Source organism: Geodermatophilus sp. SYSU D00696 (assembly GCF_054050235.1).
On the sequence record NZ_JBJGYY010000026.1, the window covers coordinates 42,069 to 65,741 of the forward strand.

General features: G+C 73.6%; 16 protein-coding genes and 1 pseudogene. 6 read left to right on the top strand and 11 right to left on the bottom strand.

What is annotated here, in order from left to right; translation table 11 throughout:
• Positions 1-3 precede the first annotated feature (3 nt).
• From ACI79O_RS16580 to nrfD, 4 genes and pseudogenes are all read left to right on the top strand, one after another.
• Positions 4-480, top strand: coding sequence for an MmcQ/YjbR family DNA-binding protein (locus ACI79O_RS16580; protein WP_456914681.1), 477 nt, complete (start codon positions 4-6; stop codon positions 478-480).
• Between the two features lie 39 nt (positions 481-519).
• Positions 520-3,798, top strand: a pseudogene (gene fdh / locus ACI79O_RS16585) (formate dehydrogenase).
• The gene (locus ACI79O_RS16590; RefSeq protein ID WP_456891031.1) at positions 3,798-4,871 is read left to right on the top strand and encodes a 4Fe-4S dicluster domain-containing protein; all 1,074 of its coding nucleotides are present in this window, start codon (positions 3,798-3,800) and stop codon (positions 4,869-4,871) included. Before fdh ends, ACI79O_RS16590 begins: the two are co-directional and overlap by 1 nt.
• Before the next feature lie 5 nt (positions 4,872-4,876).
• Complete coding sequence (gene nrfD / locus ACI79O_RS16595) at positions 4,877-5,950, top strand: NrfD/PsrC family molybdoenzyme membrane anchor subunit (protein ID WP_456914682.1); 1,074 nt, start codon at positions 4,877-4,879, stop codon at positions 5,948-5,950.
• Positions 5,951-5,987: 37 nt separating this feature from the next.
• On the opposite strand, the gene ACI79O_RS16600 is transcribed toward nrfD, so the two are convergent.
• Together ACI79O_RS16600 and ACI79O_RS16605 are read right to left on the bottom strand one after the other, a co-directional pair.
• Complete coding sequence (locus ACI79O_RS16600) at positions 5,988-6,809, bottom strand: SDR family oxidoreductase (protein WP_456891038.1); 822 nt, start codon at positions 6,807-6,809, stop codon at positions 5,988-5,990.
• Entirely contained in the window at positions 6,806-8,875 is a 2,070-nt protein-coding gene (locus ACI79O_RS16605; protein ID WP_456891041.1) for a SpoIIE family protein phosphatase, read from the bottom strand. The genes ACI79O_RS16600 and ACI79O_RS16605 overlap by 4 nt, the downstream gene beginning before the upstream one ends.
• A 476-nt stretch (positions 8,876-9,351) precedes the next feature.
• Between ACI79O_RS16605 and ACI79O_RS16610 the strand changes: the two genes are divergently transcribed.
• Positions 9,352-9,645, top strand: a complete 294-nt coding sequence (locus ACI79O_RS16610; RefSeq protein ID WP_456891043.1) for a hypothetical protein — start codon at positions 9,352-9,354, stop codon at positions 9,643-9,645.
• Here the strand turns inward: ACI79O_RS16610 and ACI79O_RS16615 are convergent.
• From ACI79O_RS16615 to pelF, 9 genes are all read right to left on the bottom strand, one after another.
• Positions 9,611-10,816 (bottom strand): glycoside hydrolase family 3 N-terminal domain-containing protein, encoded by a 1,206-nt coding sequence (locus ACI79O_RS16615; protein WP_456914683.1) that lies wholly within the window; start codon positions 10,814-10,816, stop codon positions 9,611-9,613. The genes ACI79O_RS16610 and ACI79O_RS16615 overlap by 35 nt on opposite strands.
• Before the next feature lie 110 nt (positions 10,817-10,926).
• Entirely contained in the window at positions 10,927-11,931 is a 1,005-nt protein-coding gene (galE, locus tag ACI79O_RS16620; RefSeq protein ID WP_456891047.1) for a UDP-glucose 4-epimerase GalE, read from the bottom strand.
• 101 nt (positions 11,932-12,032) lie between these two features.
• Complete coding sequence (locus ACI79O_RS16625; RefSeq protein WP_456891049.1) at positions 12,033-12,719, bottom strand: response regulator transcription factor; 687 nt, start codon at positions 12,717-12,719, stop codon at positions 12,033-12,035.
• On the bottom strand, positions 12,716-13,360 hold the full coding sequence (locus ACI79O_RS16630; RefSeq protein ID WP_456914684.1) for an ATP-binding protein: 645 nt from the start codon (positions 13,358-13,360) through the stop codon (positions 12,716-12,718). Before ACI79O_RS16630 ends, ACI79O_RS16625 begins: the two co-directional genes overlap by 4 nt.
• Positions 13,361-13,437: 77 nt before the next feature.
• Positions 13,438-15,099, bottom strand: a complete 1,662-nt coding sequence (locus ACI79O_RS16635; protein ID WP_456914685.1) for a hypothetical protein — start codon at positions 15,097-15,099, stop codon at positions 13,438-13,440.
• 1 nt (position 15,100) lies between these two features.
• Positions 15,101-16,156, bottom strand: coding sequence for an endo alpha-1,4 polygalactosaminidase (locus tag ACI79O_RS16640; protein WP_456891055.1), 1,056 nt, complete (start codon positions 16,154-16,156; stop codon positions 15,101-15,103).
• Positions 16,096-16,776 carry a spherulation-specific family 4 protein gene (locus ACI79O_RS16645; RefSeq protein ID WP_456891057.1) on the bottom strand — a complete coding sequence of 227 codons (681 nt, stop codon included), beginning with the start codon at positions 16,774-16,776 and terminating at the stop codon, positions 16,096-16,098. The genes ACI79O_RS16640 and ACI79O_RS16645 overlap by 61 nt, the downstream gene beginning before the upstream one ends.
• On the bottom strand, positions 16,773-18,086 hold the full coding sequence (locus ACI79O_RS16650) for a hypothetical protein (protein ID WP_456914686.1): 1,314 nt from the start codon (positions 18,084-18,086) through the stop codon (positions 16,773-16,775). Before ACI79O_RS16650 ends, ACI79O_RS16645 begins: the two co-directional genes overlap by 4 nt.
• Positions 18,087-18,103: 17 nt before the next feature.
• The gene (gene pelF / locus ACI79O_RS16655) at positions 18,104-19,747 is read right to left on the bottom strand and encodes a GT4 family glycosyltransferase PelF (RefSeq protein WP_456914687.1); all 1,644 of its coding nucleotides are present in this window, start codon (positions 19,745-19,747) and stop codon (positions 18,104-18,106) included.
• 550 nt (positions 19,748-20,297) lie between these two features.
• On the opposite strand from pelF, the gene ACI79O_RS16660 reads away from it, so the two are divergent.
• The coding region (locus ACI79O_RS16660) for a fibronectin type III domain-containing protein (protein ID WP_456914688.1) at positions 20,298-23,673 on the top strand (3,376 nt) is incomplete at its 3' end.

The window sequence follows — 23,673 nt, forward strand, 5'->3', positions numbered from 1 at the left end:
GCCGTGGCCACCTGGGCGGACGTGCGGCGCCTGGCCCTCGCGCTGCCCGGCACCTCCGAGGGCACCGCGCGGGGCTCCCCGGCCTGGAAGGTCCGCGACCGGACGTTCGTGTGGGAGCGGCCGCTGCGCCGCGCCGACCTCGAGCACCTCGGCGACACCGCACCCGTGGGCCCGGTGCTCGGCGCCGCGGTCGCCGACGAGGGCGTCAAGCACGCGCTGGTCGCCGACGACCCCGCCGTCTACCTGACGACGCCGCACTTCGACGGCTACGCGGCGGTCCTCGTCCGGCTCGACGCCATCGACGTCGGCGAGCTCGCCGAGCTGGTCACCGAGGCGTGGCTGGCCAAGGCGCCGCGCCGGCTGGCCCGCGAGCACCTCGCCGGCGGGTGTCCCGACCCCGGAGGGCACGCCTCCTCCGTGCCCTTCCGCCGCAGTGCACGGAGGAGCGGACGATCCCGTCCGGCACCGGCCGGTCCGTAGAACGCGCCGGATCCGGCGCGTGGTGGCACAGTCGACGCCGTGAAGACCTGGCTCGACGCCTGGCCGGTGTTCCGGCAGCTGACCGGCCCCGATCCGCTCGGCCGCGGCCTGTCCGCGCGGAGCAGGGCGACGGAGAGCGTGGTGAGCCGCACGGCCACCGCCGACCGCGTCGTCCAGAGCGTCTGCCCGTACTGCTCGGTGGGCTGCGCGCAGCGGGTGTACGTCAAGGACGAGCAGGTCGTCCAGATCGAGGGCGACCCCGACTCGCCGGTCAACCGCGGCCGCCTGTGCCCGAAGGGCAGCGCCAGCAAGTCGCTGGTCACCAGCCCGACCCGGGTCACGAAGGTCCGCTACCGCCGTCCGTACGGGACGGAGTGGGAGGACCTCGACCTCGACACGGCGATGGAGATGATCGCCGACCGCGTCCTCGCCGCCCGCCGGGAGTACTGGCAGGACGAGTGCGACGGCAAGCGGGTCAACCGCACCATGGGGATAGCGAGCCTCGGAGGGGCAGCCCTCGACAACGAGGAGAACTACCTCATGAAGAAGCTCTACAGCGCCCTGGGCGCGATCCAGATCGAGAACCAGGCCCGCATATAGCACTCCGCCACGGTGCCCGGTCTGGGTGCCTCGTTCGGTCGTGGCGGTGCCACGAACCCCCAGCAGGACCTGGTGAACTCCGACTGCATCGTCATCGAGGGTTCGAACATGGCCGAGTGCCACCCGGTCGCCTTCCAGTGGGTGACCGAGGCCAAGGCCCGCGGCGCGAAGGTCATCCACGTCGACCCGCGCTTCACCCGCACCAGCGCGATCGCGGACCTGCACGTGCCGCTGCGCGCCGGCAGCGACATCGTCTTCCTCGGCGCGCTGGTCAACCACGTGCTGAGCAACGACCTGTTCTTCCGCGACTACGTCGTCGCCTACACCAACGCGGCGTCGATCATCCGCGAGGACTTCCAGGACACCGAGGACCTCGACGGCCTGTTCTCCGGGTGGGACCCCGACGCGAAGCAGTACGACCAGGCGAGCTGGCAGTACGAGTACGAGGAGTCCCCCGGCGACGGCGTCGCCGAGGACGACCCCGCCGGCGCGGCCGAGCAGGAGCGGCTGTCCCAGCAGGAGTCGGTCAAGGAGGCCGACCAGGCCCAGGCCGCCGGGTCCGGCGGCCCGCCGCTGCGCGGCCGGGCCAAGCGGGACGAGACCCTGCAGCACCCGCGCTGCGTCTTCCAGGTCCTCAAGCGGCACTTCGCCCGGTACACGCCGGAGATGGTCGCCGAGGTCTGCGGCGTCGAGCCGGAGGCCTTCCTGAAGGTCGCCGAGTGGATCACCGCCAACAGCGGCCGGGAGCGGACGACGGCCTTCGTCTACTCCGTGGGCTGGACCCAGCACACGGTGGGCGCGCAGTACATCCGGACGGCGTCGATCCTGCAGGCGCTGCTGGGCAACATGGGGCGCCCGGGCGGCGGGATCCTGGCGCTGCGCGGGCACGCGAGCATCCAGGGGTCCACCGACATCCCGACGCTGTACAACCTGCTGCCCGGCTACCTGCCGATGCCGCACGCCGTCCAGCACCAGTCGCTCGACGACTACTGCGCCGACGCGGCCGGCACCGGCGGCTTCTGGGGCAACAAGCGCGCCTACATGGTCAGCCTGCTCAAGGCCTGGTGGGGCGACGCGGCGCAGCCGGAGAACGACTTCTGCTTCGACCACGTCCCCAAGATCACCGGCGACCACAGCAGCTACCGGACCGTGGCCGACATGGTCGAGGGCAAGGTCGCCGGCTACTTCCTCGCCGGGGAGAACCCCACGGTCGGGCACGCCAACGGCCGGATGCAGCGGTTCGGGCTGGCCAACCTCGAGTGGCTCGTCGTCCGCGACCTGCAGATGATCGAGTCGGCGAGCTTCTGGCAGACCGCGCCCGAGATCGAGACCGGCGAGCTGGTCACCGAGGAGATCCCGACCGAGGTCTTCTTCATGCCCGCGGCCTCGCACGTGGAGAAGGACGGCACCTTCACCCAGACCCAGCGGATGCTGCAGTGGCGGTTCAAGGCGATCGAGCCGCCGGGTGACTGCCGCAGCGACCTGTGGTTCTACTACCACCTCGGCCGGATCCTGCGGGAGCGGCTGAAGGACTCCACCGACCCCCGTGACCGGCCGCTGCTGGACCTGACCTGGGACTACCCGCTGCACGGGGAGACCCAGGACCCCAGCGCCGACGCCGTGCTGCGCGAGATCAACGGCGTGGGCCCCGACGGCCGGGCGCTGTCGGGCTACCTGGAGCTGGAGGACGACGGGTCGACGACGTCGGGCTGCTGGATCTACTCCGGCGTCTACGCCGACGAGGTCAACCAGGCGGCGCGCAAGCGGCCTGGCCGCGAGCAGGGCCAGGTGGCCTCGGAGTGGGGCTGGTCCTGGCCCTACAACCGCCGCGTCCTCTACAACCGCGCCTCCGCCGACCCCGACGGCAAGCCGTGGAGCGAGCGCAAGAAGTACGTGTGGTGGGACGCCGAGGCCGGCCGCTGGACGAGCACCGGCGACGCCGTCGACTTCGAGGCCACCAAGCCGCCGGACTACGTGCCCCCGCCGGGGGCCAAGGCGCAGGCGGCGCTGTCGGGTCAGGACCCGTTCGTCATGCAGAGCGACGGCAAGGCGTGGCTGTTCGCGCCGAAGGGCGTCGTCGACGGGCCGCTGCCGACGCACTACGAGCCGGCGGAGTCCCCGGTGGAGAACGTCCTCTACCCGGTGCAGGGCAACCCGACGACGGAGCACATCCAGGCGCCGTACAACCGGGAGGCCCCCTCGACGGGCGACGTGTTCCCGTACTCGGTGACCACCTACCGGCTCACCGAGCACCACACGGCCGGCGCCATGAGTCGCACGCTGCCCTACCTGTCGGAGCTGCAGCCGGAGTTCTTCGTCGAGGTGTCGCCGGAGCTGGCCGCCGAGCGGGGGCTGGAGAACGGCGGCTGGGCCACGGTCATCAGCCCGCGGGCGGCCATCGAGGCCCGGGTGCTGGTCACCGAGCGGATCCGCCCGCTGCGCACCCGCGGCGGCAAGGTGGTGCACCAGATCGGCGCGCCCTACCACTGGGGCGAGGTCGGCATCTCCACCGGCGACTCGGCCAACGACCTGCTCCCGGTGGTGATGGACCCCAACACCCACATCCAGGAGAGCAAGGCCTCGACGGTGGACATCCGTCCCGGTCGGCGGCCGCGGGGACCGGAGCTCACCGAGCTCCTCGAGGAGTACCGGAGCCGGGCGGGCATCGCCTCGGGCCGGATGCCGGTCGGCGGCCGCGTGGCCGTGGAGGGGACCTGATGACGACGGTGAGCTCGGCGAGCCCGGCCTTCACGGGCAAGGACCCGCAGAACCGGCTGTTCGGGCCGCTGCCCGACGTGCAGGGCGAGGCGGGGTACGACACCGACCACCCGGCGCGGGTCGGCTTCTTCACCGACACCTCGGTGTGCATCGGCTGCAAGGCCTGCGAGGTGGCGTGCAAGGAGTGGAACACGCTGCCGATGGACGACTCCTACGGCGTCCGCGACACCCTCGGCCTGTCCGGCATGTCCTACGACAACACCGGCCAGCTCGGCGCCAACACCTGGCGGCACGTGGCCTTCATCGAGCAGGTGCGCACCGTCGACCTGCCGATGCCGACCGTCGGGCCGCCCCCGGCCGCCGCGGCCGGCCGCCGCGACGGGATCGTCGACGCGCCGGACGAGGCCGAGCCCGGCGACAGCGTGGTCACCGCCCAGACCAGCGTGCTCAACGCCGAGGCCCTGAGCGAGTACGACCCGCAGACCTCGCAGTCCGGCGACCGGGAGGTCCGCTGGCTGATGGCGTCGGACGTCTGCAAGCACTGCACGCACGCCGGCTGCCTCGACGTCTGTCCGACCGGTGCGCTGTTCCGCACCGAGTTCGGCACGGTCGTCGTGCAAGGCGACATCTGCAACGGCTGCGGCTACTGCGTGCCCTCCTGCCCGTACGGGGTGATCAACCAGCGCAAGGGCGACGGCCGGGTCTTCAAGTGCACGATGTGCTACGACCGGCTGACCGACGGCCTGCAGCCGGCCTGCGCGACCGCCTGCCCAACGCAGTCGATCCAGTTCGGCAACCTCGACGAGCTGCAGGCCCGCGCCGACGCCCGGCTGGAGACGCTCAAGCGGCAGGGCGTGGAGTCCGCCCGGCTCTACGGGCGGGACGAGGACGACGGCGTCGGCGGCAACGGCGCGTTCTTCCTCCTCCTCGACGAGCCCGAGGTCTACGGCCTGCCGCCGGACCCGGTCGTGACCACCCGCGACCTGCCCGCGATGTGGCGGTCGGCGGCCGCGGCCGCGGCGATGATGGTCGGGGTCGCACTGTCGGCCGTCCTCGGCTCGCGGCGGCGGTGACCGGCGTGACCGAGGGCCTCACGACGCCGGGCGCCGGGTGGCGGCGGGCCGGCGGGTCCGACGTCGCCGGAGACGGTGTGCGCGCGTACGGCACCGGCCGGCGCAAGGGCGGTCGCCGAGGCGGCCGGAAGGGGCGCGGCGGCGAGGTCCCGATGGTGGAGGAGGCCGAGTTCACCTCCTACTACGGCCGCCCCATCATCAAGCCGCCGGTGTGGAAGAGCCCCGACGTGCCGCTGTACCTCTTCCTCGGGGGCGCCGCGGGCTCGTCTGCCATCCTCGGCGCGCTCGCCGACCTGAGCGGCCGGCCGGCGCTGACCCGGGTCTCCCGGCTGACCGCCGGCGGCGGGTCGATCCTGTCGGTGGTCTTCCTCGTCCACGACCTCGGGCGGCCCGAGCGGTTCCTGCACATGCTGCGGGTCATCAAGCCGACCTCGCCGCTGTCGATCGGCTCCTACATCCTGGCGCCGTTCAGCGCGGCGGCCGGGGCCACGGCCGCGGTGGAGCTGCTCGGCTGGTTCCCCCGGCTCAAGCGGTTCGGTGGCGCGGTGGCCGCGCTCTTCGGCGGGCCGCTGGCCACCTACACCGGGGTGCTGCTGGCCAACACCGCGGTGCCGTCGTGGCACGCGCCGCACCGGGAACTGCCGTTCGTGTTCGGCGGGTCGGCGATGGCCGCGGGCGGCGGCGTCACGATGGTGTTCACCCCCGTGGCCGAGGCCGGCCCGTCGCGGAAGATGGCCGTGACCGGGGCGGCCATCGAGCTCGCCGTGGTGCACCGGGTGGAGAACGGCCACGGCGTCGTCAGCGAGCCCTTCCACACCGGGCGGGCCGGGACGCTGCTGCGGGCGGCCAAGGCCTGCACCGCCGCTGGGGCGGGGCTGACCGTCGTCGCCGGGCGCTCGCGGCCCGGCGCGGTCGTCTCCGGGCTGCTGCTGGCGGCCGGGTCGCTGCTCACCCGCTTCGGCGTCTTCGAGGCCGGCATGGCGAGTGCGAAGGACCCGAAGTACACCGTCGTCCCGCAGCGCGAGCGGATCGCCGCCCGGGCGGCGCAGAACGGACACGCCTCAACCGTCTCCCGCTGACGCTCGAGCTCTGCACACACGTGTGTGCAGAGCACGACTACGCGCGGAGGTGGTCGGCGAAGGTCCGCGGCGGGCGGCCCAACAGCGCGGCGAGCACCCGCGGGCTGCCGGTGAACCCGTGCGCCCGGTACTCGACGAACATCGCCCGCAGGCAGCGCCGCGCGTAGCTGCCGTCGTCGTCCGGCGGGTCGGCGTCGACGGCGGTCACCTCGCGCCCCAGGTGCGTGGTGAGCAGCGCGGCGACGTCGGGCGCGGTGAGCTCCTCGGGGCCGGCCGTCTCGAACGTGCCGCTGTCGAGGCCGTCCTCGGTGAGCAGCACGGCGGCGGCCTCGGCGACGTCGCGCAGGTCGACGAACGACTGCGCCCGCTCCAGTCCCCACGGGCTGCGCAGCTGCCCCGAGCGCGCGGCGGCGGTGACGGCGGCGTCGAGGTTGTCGGCGTAGGCGCACGGCTGCAGCACCCGCCAGCGCGCACCGGTGCCCGCGACGGCGCCGTCGAGCGCCTCCTCGACCCGGTCCTTGGCGGCGTGGTGCGGCATCGACCGCGCCTGCGGGCGCAGCACCGAGTGGTACACCAGCCGGCCGACCCCGGCGCGGGCGGCGGCGCGCAGCACCGCCGGGGCGGCGTCCTGCTCGCGCGGGTCGAAGTTCGGCCACACCAGGTACAGCGCATCGGCGCCGGCCAGCGCGGGGGAGACGTCACCGGCCAGGTCCCCGACCACGACCTCCGCGCCGAGCGCGTCGAGCTCCGGCCGGGGGCCGGGCGTGGCGACGACGGCGCGCACTCGTTCCCCCCGGTCGCGCAGGGCGCGCACGACCGCGGTGCCGGTGGGGCCGCCCGCGGCGGTCACGACGATCACCGGGCCGACCCCGCCGGGCGCGGCCGGTCCTGCGGGTGCAGCCGGACCGCGACCAGGGCGACGTCGTCGTCGGGCCGGCCGTCGACCATGCGCTCGACGAGCAGGTCGCACAGCTCCGGCAGCGGGCGGTCGGACAGCCCGGCCAGCGTCTCGACGAGCCGGGCCTGACCGGCGTCGAGGTCCTCGTCGCGCCGCTCGACCAGGCCGTCGGTGTAGAGCAGGACCGTGGCGCCCCGGTCGAGGCGGACCACCGACTCCCGCCGTCCGCGGGCGGGGTCGACCCCGAGGAGCATGTCCGCGCGGTCCCCGGCGAGGACGGTGACCGCGCCGTCGGGGCCGAGCACCACCGGCGGCGGGTGCCCGGCGTTGGACCAGCGCAGCCGGGTGGTCCCGTCGCCGACCTCCTCGGGGGTCTGCTCCAGCCGCGCGACGGCGGCGGTGGCCAGCGTCGGCAGCCGCAGCAGGGCCATGGACCGGTCGAGGCCGCACAGGACGTCGGCCGGCCCGGCGCCGGTGCCGATCGCGATGCCGCGCAGCAGGCTGCGCAGCTGCCCCATCGTGGCGGCGGCCGCGGTGTCGTGACCGGCGACGTCGCCGATGACCAGCACCGTCGCCCCGCCGGGGGTGAGGAAGGCGTCGTACCAGTCGCCGCCGACCGCGGCCGCCTCGGCGGCCGGGAGGTAGCGGACGACGATCTCGGCGTGGTCGGGCTCCGGGGGCGCGGTGAGCATGGAGCGCTGCAGCTCCAGGGCGAGCTGCCGCTGGGTGCCGTAGAGGCGCGCGTTGTCCAGCGCCATGCCCAGCCGGTCGGCGACGTCGCGCAGCGTCGCGACCTCCTGGTCGGTCGGGACCCGGTCGCCGGTGTAGAGCAGGGAGACCAGGCCCAGCGGGCGGTCCCGGCCGCGCAGCGGGAGGGCCAGGGCGGCGCTGGGCCGCAGGGCGGTCAGGAGCTCGCGGGGTTCGCCGGCGGGCGTGGTGGCCACCGCCTCGTGGCCGGGGAGGTGCAGCACCTCTCCCCGGGAGATGGTGCGGGTCACCGCCGGGAGGGAGGTCAGCGAGGACAGCCGTGACCGGGCGTAGCGCTCGAGCAGGTCGCGCTGCTCCTCGTCGGCGTGCCAGGTGCTCACCGACCGGCCGTGCCCGTGCTCGTCGAGGACGCTGACGATGCAGGCGTCGGCCAGTACCGGGACCACCAGCCGCGGCACCTGCCCGGTGGCGACCTCGGCGTCGAGGGACCCGGCCAGTTCGGTGCTGACCCGGGCCACCGTCGTCACGCGCTCCGCGGCGCGGCGGAGCTCCTCCTGGGCCCGGACCCGCTCGGTGACCTCGAGGAAGTAGACTGACAGCCCCTCGGCCGTCGGCCAGGTGCGCACCTCGTACCAGCCGTCGAGCGGTGCGGGGTAGTAGGCGTCGAAGGTCACCGGCTCCCCGGTGGCGGCCGCGCGGCGGTAGGCCTGCTCGAACGCCGAGCCGCGGGCCGCCGGGAAGGCCTCCCAGATCACCTGGCCGACCAGCTCGTCCCGGGAGCGGCCGAGCATGCGCTCGGCCTCGGCGTTGACGTGCGCGAAGCGCCAGTCGGGGGTCAGCGCGTAGAAGCCGGCCGGCATCGCCTCGAGGACACGGGCCACGCCGAGCTGGTCGGTGACGTCGGAGGCCGCGCCCAGCAGCCGGGTGGCGACGCCCGTCGCGTCGCCCAGCGCGCGGCCACGGGCGGAGATCCACCGGGTGCTGCCGCCGGGGAGCCGGACCCGGTAGAGCGCGTCGAAGCCACCGCAGGTGTCGATGGCGCGCTGGACGGCCGCGGCGACGTCGTCCCGGTCGTCGGGGTGGACCCGGGCGGTGAAGGTGTCGACGGCGCGTCCGGTGCGGGTGCCGTCGTCCCCGAACACCCCGGCCAGCCGCTGGTCGCGCTCCAGCACCCCGCTGACGAGGTCCCAGTCGAAGGTGCCGATGCCGGCGGCCTCCATGGCGAGTTCGGCGCGCAGCGCCGTCGCGATCTCGTCGACGTGCCGCTGCGCCTGCCGCGTGTCCGCACCGAGCGGATCCGGCCCTGCTGAGTCCTCCACTGCGCCTTCCTGCTCCGCCTGTCCGGGGGTGCCCGCCCGGTGGTTGGAGACGCGCTCGACGAGTTTGTCTATCCCACGGGTCCGTCGTGCGCAACAGATCGGGTTGACGTCACCATCCGGGGACACAGCGTGATTGTTGATCGTGTCCCCGGTAGCGTCGACGGGCAGCGCGGGGGCCGGGACGACGGCTGGGGGACACGTGCCGTGGTGGGGATGGGCGCTCCTGGCGTGGGCCGCCCTCGCACTGTCGCTGGGCCTCGTCCTCGGCAGGATGATCCGGACGGCGGAACGCCGGGAGCGTGGCGACGACGGCTCCGACGCGGACGAGGAGGAGGACGGTCCCCTCGTCGAGGGGCCGGATCTGGCGCGGTGGTGACCTCCGGCCCGATCGCCGCACGATGCCGGGGCCCGGCTCGGATCACCTGGCCGGGTAGGTCTGCGCGGCGTCCCCGCGTGACGCGGCTACCGTGCTGCTGGTGTCTCGCTGGACCTGTGCCGTCGTCGTGGGCGTGGTGCTGTCCGGCTTCACCTTCCTGCTCCTCACCGGCGAGTATGTGAGCGAGGGCCCCATCCTGGTGCGAGTGGTGCCGGATCACGGCCTGCACCTGGGGGACGTGTTCGTCCTCGCCGGGTGGGCGGTGGCGATGGCGCTGCTGGTGGTCCTGGTGCGGACGCACAGGCGACCGGCCGGCGACGGGAGCCCGCCTCGGAACGCTGCACGCGACCCGTCGGGCGTCAGTCCAGAAGTCCCGCCTGGGCCTTGGCGGTGAGCGCCGTGCGCACGGCGGCGTCGACGATGGTGGCGAACGTCGGATCGGCCTCCGCGCGGGCGAGGACGGCGTCGACCATCTCCGGGTAGACGTCCTCGGTCACGGTGAGCACGAGGGTGCCGCCGGCCTCGAGGAAGCGGACTGCCCGGTCGCCCGGTGGGACGTCCTGGAAGGCGGCGGCCGCGCCGACGTCGTCGGTGATGACCACGCCGTCGAAGCCGAGGAAGCCGCGCAGCAGCGTGGTGATCACCTGCCGCGAGAAGGTGGCCGGCGCGTTCGGGTCCAACTGCGGGTAGGTGGCCGACGACACCATGACGAACGGGTCGGCCTCGGCGCGGGCGAGCTCGCCGAAGGCCGCCACCTGTTCGCTGTCGGCGGTGGTGACGGGGTCGCTGACACCGGCGGCCTCGTCGGTGTTCCGGTCGACAAGGCCCAGGCCGGGGAAGTGCTTGACGGTGGCGGTGACGTCGTGGGCAGCCAGTCCGTCGACGACGGCCTGCACGTCGGGGACGGCCTCCGCGGCCGTGGCGGCGTACTGCCGCCCGAAGGCGCCGATCGGGTCGTTGGCGGCCTCGGTGCCGGCCGGGACGACATCGGCGACCGGCGCGAGGTCGAGGTTGACCCCGGCCGCCGCCAGCGAGGCGCCGAGGCGGTCGGCCAGCGCGGCCAGCTCCTCGGGAGGCAGCCGCCCCTGGTCGATGGCCGGTGGCAGCCGCTCGAAGCCGGGGCCCTTCAGCGCCTGCACCGCGCCGCCCTCCTGGTCGACGGCGATCCACGGCCGGGGGCCGGGAGCCGACTCCACCCAGCGGCCGGTGACGGCAGCGAGATCGACGGCCGGTGCCTGCGAGCGGCCGGCGAGGAAGAGCCCGCCCACTCCGTCGGACACCAGCGCGTCGCCAGGGGAGAGGTCGTCGAGCTCCACGCCGACGACGAAGAGCTGGGCGACCTCGGCGCGGCGGTCGAGGTCGGCGAGCGCGGCGTCGACCTGCGCCTCCACCGGGTCGGCCGACGTCGGCGCTGCGGTGCTGCGGGGTGCGGTGCTGCTGTGCGCCGCCGCGCTGCTGGTGGGCCCGGCACCGGACTCCGGCGACCCGGAGCAGGAGGTCAGGCTCAGGCCGAGGAGCGCGCTGAGGAGGGCCCGGCGGATCCGAGCGGCGGCAGGGGATCGCATCGAACTCCCGAGGTGTGGACGGCAGTCCCCAGTGTGCCCAGGCTGACGCCATCCCGGTGTGACACGGACCGGTCTGCGAGCCGTGTCGGCGTACTGCCTCGGGTGCAGCGCTACACGCGGTCCAGCGGAGCCGCGCCCTCGCGACCGCGCAGGTGGAGCCAGCCCTCCCACGCGGACCTGACCATGTCAGCGACCTCCCACTGTGCACGCCACCCGAGGGCGTCCTCGATCGTGTCTGCCGACGCGACCACCCGCGGCGGGTCACCCGGACGGCGGGGCTCCACCAGGGGCTCGGCCCAGCTCTCCTCGGTCGTGCCGGTCACCGAACGGATCAGGCTGATCATCTCGCGAACGGAGACCCCCTCCCCCCGGCCGATGTTGGCGGTGAGCGCGCCCACCCGGCCCTCCTCGAGGCCACGGGCGGCAGCCACGTGTGCGGAGGCGATGTCAGCGACGTGCACGAAGTCCCTGATGCACGTTCCGTCGGGCGTCTCGTAGTCGTCGCCGAAGATCCGGGGCGGGACCCGCTGGGTCAGCCGCTCGAAGACCATGGGTACGAGGTTGGAGACGCCTCTGTCGGTCAGCGCTCGGTCGGCTGTGCCGGCCACGTTGAAGTAGCGCAGGTTCGCGAACCGAAGGCCGCTCGCCGCGGCGACGTCGGTCACCATCCGCTCACCGATCAGCTTCGTCGTCCCATAGGGGTTGATCGGCTGGCAGGGCGTCTCCTCCCGCACCAGGTCCACGTCCGGGCTCCCGTAGACGGCCGCACTCGACGAGAACACGAAGGCGCCGACCCCCACGTCCGTCGCGGCCTCCAGCAGCACCCGCAGGCCCTCGACGTTCTGGTGGTAGTAGAAGAGCGGACGGCGCACCGACTCCTCGACCTGCTTCTTGGCGGCGACGTGCACGATGCCACGGACGTCGCGCTGGCGCAGGATCCGCGTGACCAGGCCGCCGTCGAGGACGGAGCCCTCGAAGAACGGCACGTCGGGGAGCCGGGAGGCATCGCCGGTCGAGAGGTCGTCCAGGACCACGACCTGCATGCCGGCATCCAGCATCGCCCGGGTGATGTGCGAGCCGATGTATCCGGCACCTCCGGTGACCAGCCACGTCATGCCCGCAGCGTAGCCATGCAGACCCCTCGGCCGAGGCGATCCGTGTGCGACAGTCTGCCGCCCGTTCGTCGACCGATCGAGCGCCACGCGCGACGGCGGGTCTACCCGGTGCCCCGCCGTTCGGGCGTGCCGGGGAGACGGGTGCGCGGGAGCTCGAGCAGACCGTGGGAGACGGCGAGGAGGACCGCCTCGAGGCGCGAGCGCACCCCCAGTTTGTTCAGCACTGCCTGCACGTGGGACCGCACCGTCGCGACGCCGACGCCCATCGCTGTCGCCATCTCCTCCGTGGAGGAGCCCTGGACGAGTCGCTCGAGCACCTCCGACTCCCGCCGGGTGAGGAACTGTGCGGCCAGCTGGACCTGGTCCAGATCGGCACGCGAGGGGCGCAGGGTCGTCCGCAACAGCTCCCTGTCGGTGTAGAACGCGCCCTTGGCCACCATGCGCACCGCCTCGAGGACGACGCTGAACGGCTCGGCCTTGCTCACCACTCCTTCGGCGCCAGCTGCGACGGCCTCGGCGAGCACGCGGCCGTCGACGGCACCGCTGAGCAGCACGACTCTCACACCCGGAGAGCCGGCGGTCAGTGCGCGGATGCCCGCGAGCCCGTCTGGACCCTGGGAGAAGTGCAGGTCCATGATCACCACGTCGGGTTCGGTCGCCCGGGCCGCGGCCAGGGCCTCGGGCACACTGCGGGCGACGCCGACGACCTCCTCCCCGCGGGCCTCCAGCGCCACTGCGAGTGCGTCGATGAAGACGGCGTGGTCGTCGCACAGCAGGAGACGGCTCACGGCTCCACGGCTCCGGGCGGCAACGTGAGTGCGGCGCAGCAACCGCCCCAGGGTGAACGACCGAGCACGAGCCAGCCGCCGGCCGGGAGGACGAGAGAGCGGACGACATCGAGGCCGGTGCCACCGTGTCGGTGGAAGCCGGCCCGACCGGGACCCGGGCCGTCGTCGTGGATCTCGACCCGCACTCGTCGCTGGCCGTGGAGGCCTGGGGTGCCCGTGACAGCCGGGCCGGTGTACCCCGCCTGCAGGAGGATCCTGCCGTTCGAGGAGGTGGCGGCCAGCGCATTCCAGAGCAGGTTGCGCACCGCTCGCATCAGAGCCGTTCTCGGCATCGCCACGTGCAGCGCCGCCGTGGACTGCACGGTGATGCGCCGGCTGTTCGGCGTGTGCGCGGCGGCGGCGGTCCGCAGAACGGCGTCGACGTCGCAGACGTGCCCAGCCGCTGCCGGCCGGTTCCAACGGGACCCCGAACCGGGGGAGTGCCCGTTGGCTGCCGGCGCGGGGTGCGGCTCGGGAAGCGCGTCGACCAGGTCGAAAGCGGCGCCGACTTCGCTCCCCGCGGCCTCGAGGAGCTCCCGGACCCGGCGTGCTCCCAGCGAGGGGTCGGCGGCCGCGTGGATCAGCGTGCGCAGTGTCGACAACTCGTGACGGAGGTCATGGCACACGCCCGTCGTGACGCCCCGTGACCCCGTTGACCGCTTGTCCGATTCTTGAACAGTCATCCGGTGACCATGATGACCGTTTCCGGCGGTGTTGCCCAGAGGACGCCGCACGAAGAGAGAGCGGCGCGGACCTGCGGGTCGTACGACCACTCGGCCACGACGAGCGCCGCCGGGCCCAGGCCCGCGTGCAGGCCGGCGGTCAGCGCGGTGACGAGTGCAGCGCCCTCGGGGCGCAGCACCTCCTGCTGGGTCGTGGGGGAGAGTTCGACGAGGCCGATGTGCCACCGGACGAGCGCAGGGACCTCGATGCGCCCCGACCATGCGCTCACCGCCAGCCGGACCTCGGACTCGGACAGGCGGTGCAGCACGGCGCGCTCCGCGACCAGGATCTCCGCCAACCGGGCCTCGGGGACCTGGAGGACGACCTGCTCCGGTCGTGCGCGGGCCAGTTCGGCGGCTGCCTCGCTCAAGTCCGGCCCCAGGCCGCTGCTCGGCTGGAGGCGGATCACCAGCGTCGAGGCCGAGCCGTCCGTCGCCAGGCCGCGCGCCTGCCGGAGCACCCACTGGTCGAGCGCGGCGGCCAGCCCGGGAGCGGTGACACGGACCGGTGACAGTACGTCCTCGTCGACGGTCCCCACCTCGAGGAGGACCGTCTTCGACGGGGTGACGGTGGCGGGCCGGTCCACCCCTCCGGCGTCTGGCTGTGGATCGGGCGCGAGCGCCTCGATCGCCCTGCGTCCCAGGACGAAGCGTCCGGAGCGCAGTGCCCGCTGGATCTGCTGCCGGCTGCCCGTGCCGTTGACGGTGCCGTCAGGGCGTCCGGCCGGCGTGGTGTCCGGTTGCCAGGGGTCGAGCACGGTGACGCCGCCGTCGAGGGCCACCCGGGCCGCAGTCCGGTGGAGGGAGGCGAGGACGGCGTCGGGGTCGGCGCCGGGATCGGTGATCTCCTGCACCGTGACGGCGACGAGTGGGCCGCCCTCAGGACCGGCGGCACCGCTGCGGCGCAGGGCCGCGAGGGCTCGGCGGGCCATGGCGATCTCACCGCCGTCGGTGGGGTCCTCGACCAGCACGGCGAGCCAGCCCGGTGCGAGGACGACCACGGTGTCGGTCTCCCGGGCCACCTGTCGGACCCGGTCGGCCAGGTCGGCCGTCTGCAGTCCGGGCGGCGGCTGCGGACCCTCGAGCCCGTTCTGCAGGACCGAGACCAGGGCCAGCGCCACACGCGACGGGCGCCGACGCAGGCGCGACAGCGCCGTCCCCAGACGATCGACCAGGTGCCCGCGTCCGTCGCCGATCCTGTCCGGCCCCGGGAGTGCAGCGGAACTGGTGACCTGGGCGTGCAGGACGACGCGCCGGGCCCTCCGACGACGCATGCGGGGAGACAGCCGGCTCATCCTGCGGTCCGGGGCCACCAGTAGGTGGAACCAGATCGGGTCGGCATGGTCGCCTCGCAGGGCGCTGACCTGCACGCTGGCGCTCTGGCCGCGCAGGTCGATCAGGTCGCGCACGGTCGCGGTCACCCGGGCGCCGTCGCTCCCGGTGAGGACGTCGTCCAGCGGGACTCGGGTGTCGTCGCCCGGTTCCAGCCCGAGCAGCGCGGCCATGGCTCCGTTGACCCACTCGAGCAGGAGCGAGCCGTCCACTCCGGCGACGGCGAGCGCCACCGGGCCGCCGGTGCTCAGGGCGAGGTCGCGGAGCGCCCCGTTCCCTGCCTTCACCTCAGCAGTGTCGCAGCCCAGGACCGAGGTCGACGTCCTTGAGGATCGTCGACATGCCGAGCGAGGATGCCAGGACGCACTGCTCTCGCGGAGGGGCGGTGTACTCGACGTGCAGCACCGCCTTGCCGAGTGCCAAGAACGGACGGTAGGCCTCGCACTCGTCGTAGACGAGGCACTCCTCGTTGACGGCGAAGTCGAACACCGGTGCCAGGTCGGTGACCTGCTCGACGTCGTTCTTCAGCGCCACCGACATCCCCCGGTCATGGGCCAGCCCGGCCACCGCGGTGTTGAAGGCCAGCTGGTCCTGGGCGGTGAGCGGGAAACCGGTGTCGTTGGTGTACCCGTCGACGTTGTCGGCCTCGACGGCGTCGAAGCCCTTGGCTCGGCAGGCGTCGAACCGGGCGGCCAGGATGGGCAGGAGGACGTCGGTGCGCCGGATGTCGAGCCAGCGCTCCCCGGGCCAGTCGTCCAGCGGCCGCCCGAGGACCTCCTCGGGGTAGGCCCCGGCGTCCGGGCGCCACTCCTCGTAGGCGCCGGCGTTGACGTAGCAGATGACCCGCCGGCCGGCGTCGTGCAGCTGTCGGACCTGCTCGGCAGTCGTCTCCTGCCAGTCCACGTCGTACACGTCGGCGTCCACAGACAGGTCCAGCGCACCGCTCAGCTGGTACTGCCAGGTGGTGCCCGGGGCCGGCCGCCATGGCGTGGACGTGCCAGGCGCGTCGCCGGCACCGCTCGGTGCGGCGGTGGACGTCCCACCGCCCGGATCCCGTGGACCGCTGCCGGCAGTGTCATCGGCGCCGGATGGGACCCCGCTGGACGATGGGGCGGCGGACGGCTCCGAGGTCCCGGCCCCGTTGCTCGGTCCCGGGGACGCGCTCGAGGTGCTGCTGGCGGGCGCCGCCGTACCGGCGGGGTCGTCGTCCCGGGAGCTCCCGCCGGCGCAGCCGCTCACGACCATGGCCACGAGCACCAGTACGCAGGTGCGTCGGGGAAACGTCAAGAGGCGGTCACCGCCCGGCGGCCGGTGACGGTTCGGGACCGAGGGAAGCCTCCCCATGGGTGGGGCATCTCGCGGTCGGTCACGAAGACGTGCCCCGCGCCCAGCGACGCAGCGCGACGGGTGACCGCGGACAGCTCGTCGGCCGGGCAGGTGTGCACCAGGTGCCACACCCGGGCCCGGGGGATCCGGGACAGCCCGGGCGGCGGCCGGAACTCGGCGTGGCAGGCTGCGGTGCCCTCGAACACACAGGTGACGTCGAGCAGCGCGAGATAGCCCAGTGCGGGGACGACTCCCGGGTTGCCCACCACGAAACCCGCCCCGGCGCGCCGGGCGTCGGCTGCGTACTCGACGCACCGGTCGATCGCCGCGGCGTCCGCGGGGAACCGGTCGAACATCACCCCACCGACCCGGTGGACGTCGAGCCAGGCGTGGACGTCGGCCAGGACGTCGGCAGGGGACCGTTCGCCGTAGGCGACGTCGACGTACCCCAGCAGCCGCAGGCGGCGGAGCATCCGGAGGGCCTCGGGGTAGTAGGGGTCGTCCGGTGCGCCGGGACCGTCGTGGACGTTGACCACGACGAACGACGGCCGGGGCGTGTGCTCGGCCAGCGCGCTCCAGGCCGGCGGGTCCTCGGCGGGGTGGACGTACCAGGGGACGGCCATCCGGGAGCTGGTCATGCCACGACCCGGGGGTCGGACACCCGGTGCAGCAGGATGGCGATCGCGCCGAACAGGGCCAGTGGGAAGATGACCGCTGCGGTGTGGGCGCCGTAGACCAGCGCCGAGGAGGCGTAGACGGCCGCCATCGCCGCGGCGAGCACCGCACGCCAGGGCACACCGAAGGCGGTGAGCGCCGCGGCCGTGGTCGCCATCGAGGTGAACGCAGCCGCCGTCACGACGGTCATGGGCCACTCCGGGTTCCCGGCCTGCAGGGCCAGCACGACCAGGGCGGCGGCGAGGGCGGAGAACGCGGCGGTGCTGCCGGCGGCGAGGACGGCCGCGTGCCGCGCCTTGCGGGCCGCAGCCTGCATGACGTACAGCCGGGCCGCCGACGTCTGCAGACGGGCACGGAGCAGGGCGATCACCGGATCGGCCGCGGCGGCGCCGACCACACTCGCCGTGACGAGCGGCGTGGCACTCTGCTCGGGCACCGTCTGCAGCAGCGTGAGCAGGCTCGTCGCGAGCAGGAAGGCCTGCGCCGCGGCCGGCGCGGCAGCGCGCCAGTCGGCCCTGCCCGGCAGGGCGGGACCGCCCGCTCCCACGACGGTGCGGACGCCGAGCAGGACGACGACCAGGCTCGCCGTCGTCGCGCCGCCCAGGGTGAGGCTCGGCGACCACGTCCACGACTCGGGTAGGACCGACACCACCGCGACCACGAGGAGAGCACCCCACACGGCCACGAGGGCGCCGACGGTGCGCCTGGCGCAGACGAGGACGGAGACCGCGGATGCGTAGGCGGTCCACACCAGGCACAGCGCGACGGCGACGGCGGCCACTCTCAAGTCGTGGGCGAGGACTATCGGCGTCAGCGGGGCCACGGCGAGGACGAGCAGCGTCATCCCCCCGGCCCTGCGCCGGCCCGCCGGACCCTCGCCCCACCCGAGTCGGGACCAGGCGACGGCAGCGACGACCTGGCCACCGATCCACCCGGTGGCCCCAGCGGTCCACACGAGCCGGGCGTCGACCTGCAGCGTGCTCAGCGCCGCCGCTGCGAGGAGGACGCCCGCGACGAGCAGCAGACCCCGCCTGCCCGCCTCGTCGAGGCCGACCGGGGTCCGCGCCCGCCGCAGCTCCGAGCCGACCCTCGCCTGCCCAACGCGGTAGACCGCCGCGGCCAGTGCGAACACGTCGGTGCGGCCGTGGCGAGCGGCCGCCGTGCGATCACTCACCCCGTTGGCCTCGAGCCGGGCCGCAACGTCGAGCACGTCGACGGCACCGGCGGCCAGGTCCTGCAGGGGGTCGACCGTCGGCTCGGCCCTGGCAGGCACGGCGGGTGGAACGGTGGTCATCGGGAGCCCGCCACCTGCGGACTACGCCGAGGCGTCGGGACCAGGACGGGCATGTCGTCCGGCAGCTCGACCGGGACAGGCGCGACCGGCGGACGCGGGACCGGCGGATGTGCCATCGGCGGACGCGCCACCGGAACGACCGTGGCCGGCAGGGGGACGGACGGCACGGGAACGATCCGCACGGGCGCCACCGGCACGGGCACGGGAGGCGCCGTCAGCCGACGCGTCGCGGTCTGCTGGTAGGCCGACTGGTAGGCGGCCAGAGCGCGATCGAGCGTGGCGGTCGCCAGCGCGTGCTCCCGTGCCGCGAAGGACATGGCCCGGCGACGCTCGTCGTCCCTCAGCAGGTCCAGGCAGGCCGCGGCGAAGGCCTCCGGGTCGCGGGAGGGGACGACGACGCCGGCGCGCCGGTCCTCGTCGAGGCACTCGGCGACCCCGCCCACGTCGGTACTGACCGTGGCCCGGCCGCACATCATCGCCTCGATGACGGTGAAGGGCAGCCCCTCGGAGATGCTGGACAGCACGACGATCGATCCGGCCGCGATCGCCGGCCGGCTGCCCTTGGTCGGCCCCTCGAAGGTGGCCGAATCGGTCAGGCCGAGTTCCTGGATCAGCTCCGCCACGCTGTCCCGGTAGGCCTCGTTGCCCTCGGGGACCGGGCCGAACAGGCGGAGTCTCGCCTCCGGGAGTTGCCGGCGCACGATCGCGAAGGCGCGGACCAGCGTGTGCAGGTCCTTCAGCGGGTCGATCCGGCCGACGAAGCTGAGGGTGGGCACCTCCGGCTCCGCGCCGACGGGCTCGTAGAGCTCGGGCTCCACGCCGTTGAGGATCGTCACCACCCGGCCCGGGTCCGCGCCGAGCCGCTGCGCCCACCGGCGGTTGAAGTCGGAGACGGGGAGGACCAGGTCCGCCTCTCGGTAGGCGACCTCGCAGATGCGGCGGACCAGGGCGGTGACGGCGCGGCGCTCAGCCCAGGACCGGCTGCCGTCGTTCAGCGCCAGGTAACGCTCACGCAGGTAGACGCCGTGCTCGGAGAGCACCATCGGGATGCCGTGCCGCCAGTACGCGGCGAGGCCGATCATGCCTGCGCCTCCGTTGCCGGCCGAGTGCACCAGGTCCACGTCGGTGGGCGCAGCGTCCACGACCGCGAGAGTCCGGTCGACGATGTTGGCGGCGGCCACGGCGTCGGCGACGCTCAGGGGTGGTAGCCCGGCGCAGCGCGCTCCCCACGCGGTCAGGAGCGCGCCGGCCGAGCCCCGGGTGGCGAGGAGGGCAGCGAGTCGCTGCCCGTCGCTCAGGCGCACGAGGGAACGCAGGGCCGCCCGCGCCTGGGCGACGGCCTCCTCGCCGTCGGGGGCGAGCGCGGCGTCCCAGAGCCGGGCCAGCGCCAGCTGCACCGCCCGGTGCAGGTCGGCGCTGCGGCGGAGGCGCCGGACGCCGGAGGGCAGCGTGCCCCACATCGGGTGGAGGACGACGCGCCGTAGAGCGGGCGGCTGCGGCCAGACGGACCGTTCACCGCCGGTCGCGGTGAGGCTGATGACCGTCCACTCGTGCCGGGACATGCCCTTGATGAGCTGGTCGCACCAGGTGCTGACGCCACCGGTCTTGACCGGGTAACTGCCCTCGGTGACCAGAGCCACTCGCAACGCGGCGTGCTTGCCGAGAGGTGGTCTGGTGTTCCCCGTCGACGTGCCCTCTGCGACGCGGCGCGGTGGGAACGAACTCCTCGTCTGCACTGCGGCTGCCTCCCCGTGTCACCGCACGCCATCGCCTCGGGTCCGAGCCCGATGCGATGGCGTGACGGCACGTCAGCGTGGAGGGATGCGGCAGTCCTGTATCCCCCAAGGTGGACGACCGCGTCTCCACCAGATGGTGGAGAGCGGCTCTGTGACGTGGAGGAGAGCCCCGGGGTTTGCGATCGCCGCCCTCGAAGTTCCCATGTCCGGAGATCCGGACCCACAGTGACGACGCACACGCGCCGCGTGAAGCGGTGACCACAGAGGGTTTCCGAGACACCCACGGTCGGTTCACGACTCGCGCTTGAACCGAGCGCAGTACCCACGGCCGGAGAATCCATGCACGGCTGTCCTTATGTTGTCGCGGTTACTGCGGGACAGGGCACCGTTCATGGGGGCATCGACAATGGGTTCGTCATCGCGCACAGGGGCCGGACTGTCACGTGGGCGCTCCGTGGTGGCGCTCCTGGTCCTGCTGGCGATCGTCGTGGCCGGTGTGTCCCTGAGCGCGAGCGCCGCGCGAGCGGCCGAGTACCGGGTGGACCTCCGGGTGCTCGTCGTCAGCAACGGGGATCCGTCCGTCGAGGCGATCGCGACCCAGCTGGTCCGCGAGGGCGTGCCCTTCACGAAGGTCTTGGTCAACGACCCTGGCCGGCCGGTCATCGACGCCGCCTTCCTGGCCGACGCGTCGGCAGCCACGGCGCGCTACCAGGCCGTGGTCCTGCCCAACCAGGCCGGCGGTGGGCTGACGGCTGACGAGACCGCGGCCCTGACGGCCTACGAGCGCACCTACGGGGTGCGCCAGGTCAGCGCGTACAACTGGCCCACGCCCAGCATGGGGCTCAACAGCCCGACCTACAGCGGTTCGCTGGACGGCGGGTCGGCCACGGTCACCGCCGCCGGCCTGGCCGGCCCGTTCGGGTACCTGCAGGGGTCGCTGCCGGTCGACGACTTCGGCTCGGAGCTGGAGGTCTTCGGGTACCTCGCCCAGCCGGTGTCCCCGCTCCCGGCCGGAGAGTCGTTCACCCCGCTCCTGACGGCCAGTGCCCCTGGGGGGCAGAGCGGTGTCCTGGCCGGCGTGCACGCCAAGGACGGACGCGAGGAGCTCGTCCTCACGGCGGCCTACAACCCGTACATGCAGTGGTGGAACACGGTGGCGCACGGCGTCGTGACCTGGATGACCCGCGGCATCCACCTGGGCCACCAGCGCAACTACCTGGCCGTCCACATCGACGACGTGTTCCTGCCCGACAGCCGGTGGAGCGTGAGCGGGAACTGCACCCCGGGCGACGACTGCGTCGACCCCTCGGTGACGACCGAGGACATCCGGATGACGTCGGCGGACGTGACGCGCCTGCTGGACTGGCAGAACGCCAACGACTTCAAGCTCGACATGGTCTTCAACGCCGGCGGCATCCAGATGTGGCGGGACGAGCACGGGGGAGCCGATCCCCTCACCGACGCGCTGCTGGCGAACCAGGCGCAGTTCCCGTGGATCAACCACACCTTCACGCACCCGTACATGGGCTGCATCCAGATCGCGCCCACCGTCGTCGGGCAGCCCTGGCACTGCGCGACCTCCGAGGGCGAGACCCCGCGGCAGGACCCGGAGATCCCGGCACAGGAGTCGGGCGGGGTGTACTGGGCGTCGCAGGAGTTCCTCCGCGCCCAGGTGCAGGACAACATCACCTGGGCGGCCTCGGTGGGTCTGAGCGACTTCGACGCAACGGAGCTCGTCACCGGCGAGCACTCCGGCCTGCGGACCACGCCGCAGCAGCCGCAGGACAACCCGTTCCTGGGCGCGGCGCTCGACCAGACCGGCATCGACGTGACCGCGTCGGACGCGTCTCGCGAGCCGACCCCGCGGACGGTCACCGGGGGTGGCACCGTGACGCTCCCGCGCTATCCCATGAACGTCTACTACAACACCGGCACGTACCAGGACCAGATCGACGAGTACAACTGGTACTACAACTCCAGGGCAGACGGCGGCAGCGGCATCTGCGAGAACAACCCCCTGAGCACTTGCATCGCGCCGCTGCCGGCCGGTGACCCCCAAGAGGCCCGGGCCAGTTTCGACGGCTACCTGCAGCCCCTCGAGGTCCGCAACGCCCTGGGGAAGGTCCTGACCAACGACCCGCGGCCCTTCTACGCGCACCAGTCGAACCTCGCCGAGGATGCCCTGCTCTACCCGGTCGTCGAGGGGATCCTGCAGCAGTACCGGGCGACGCACGCCGCCTCGGCTCCGGTGGTGCGCACGGACATGACGTCGCAGCTGCAGCAGCTGAACCGCATGGCGGGCTGGCAGAGCGCGGCGCAGAACACGACTGCCTACATCGACAGCTCCGGCGTGCACGTCGAGGGCGGTGGCGCCGAGGTCCCCCTGACCGTGCCGGCGGGCACGCAGGTCAACGGTGCGGCGCTCGAGTCCTACGGCGGCGAGTTGTCGGCGTGGGTCACCGGCACGGTCACCGCCGTGCCGTCGTCCCCGATGGGCGGCTACGTCGGCACGGCCGCGACGGTGCCCGGGGCTCCGGTGCTCGGGACCGTGACGGCGGGCGACGCCTCGGCGACGGTCACCTGGACCGCCCCCGCGGACGCGGGCGAGTCGCCGATCACCGGCTACCAGGTGGCGGTCTACGAGGGCGACGCCACGCAGCCGGCGCGTCAGGAGTCGGCCGCAGCCGATGCCACCCAGCTGCAGGTGACCGGCCTGACCAACGGCACGGCCTACAGCTTCACGGTCGCGGCGGTCAACGGAGCCGGCACCGGCCCGGCGTCGCAGCGTTCGGCCCCGGTGACGCCCACGGCGGCGCCCACGGTGGGGTCGGAGCTCGCGGCGGGCTCCCAGTTGATCGCCGGCCAGGCGCTGGTGTCGGCCAACGGGGCCTTCCGGGCAGACATGCAGGGCGACGGCAACTTCGTCGTCTACCGCACCGCCGATGGAGTGCCGGTGTGGAACTCCGGCACGTGGGGTGCGTCCGGGGCTCGCGTGGAGATGCGCGCCGACGGGAACCTGGCGGTGGTGTCGGAGGCCGGTGCGGTGGCCTGGCAGTCGAACACCGCCGGGTCCGGCGGGGTGCGGGCGGTGCTCGGCGACGACGGGGCGCTGACGGTGCAGACCGCCGAGGGCACCGTGGTCTGGTCCAGCGCAGCTCCGCCTCCGCCTCCGGTGCCGCCGGCCCAGCTGGGGGCGGGCTCGCAGCTGGTGGCGGGTCAGGGACTGGTGTCGGCCAATGGGTCGCACCGGGCGGACATGCAGGGTGACGGCAACTTCGTCGTCTACCGCAATGTCGATGGGGTGCCGGTGTGGAACTCCGGGACGTGGAACAGCCCCGGTGCTCACGTGGAGATGCGGGCCGACGGGAACCTGGCGGTGGTGTCGGAGGCCGGTGCGGTGGCCTGGCAGTCGAACACCGCCGGGTCCGGCGGGGTGCGGGCGGTGCTCGGCGACGACGGGGTACTGAGCGTGCAGACCGTCGACGGCACCGTGGTCTGGTCCAGCGCGGCTCCCCCCCCGGTGACGAGCCCGGAGTTGGCCGCCGGTGAGCGGCTGACCGCCGGTCAGTCGCTGGTGTCGGCCAACGGCTCGTTCCGGGCCAACATGCAGGGCGACGGCAACTTCGTGGTCTATGGGCCGGACGGAGCGTCGGTCTGGGCGGCCGGGACGTGGGGTGTGCCCGGTGCTCACGTGGAGATGCGGGCCGACGGGAACCTGGCGGTGGTGTCGGAGGCCGGTGCGGTGGCCTGGCAGTCGAACACCGCCGGGTCCGGCGGGGTGCGGGCGGTGCTCGGCGACGACGGGGTACTGAGCGTGCAGACCGCCGAGG

Coding starts and splice junctions, on each gene's coding strand:
- ACI79O_RS16590 (WP_456891031.1), top strand. CDS start 3,798: ATGACGACGGTGAGCTCGGCGAGCCCGGCCTTCACGGGCAAGGACCCG.
- ACI79O_RS16615 (WP_456914683.1), bottom strand. CDS start 10,816: ATGCGATCCCCTGCCGCCGCTCGGATCCGCCGGGCCCTCCTCAGCGCG.
- galE (WP_456891047.1), bottom strand. CDS start 11,931: ATGACGTGGCTGGTCACCGGAGGTGCCGGATACATCGGCTCGCACATC.
- ACI79O_RS16640 (WP_456891055.1), bottom strand. CDS start 16,156: ATGGGGAGGCTTCCCTCGGTCCCGAACCGTCACCGGCCGCCGGGCGGT.
- ACI79O_RS16645 (WP_456891057.1), bottom strand. CDS start 16,776: ATGACCAGCTCCCGGATGGCCGTCCCCTGGTACGTCCACCCCGCCGAG.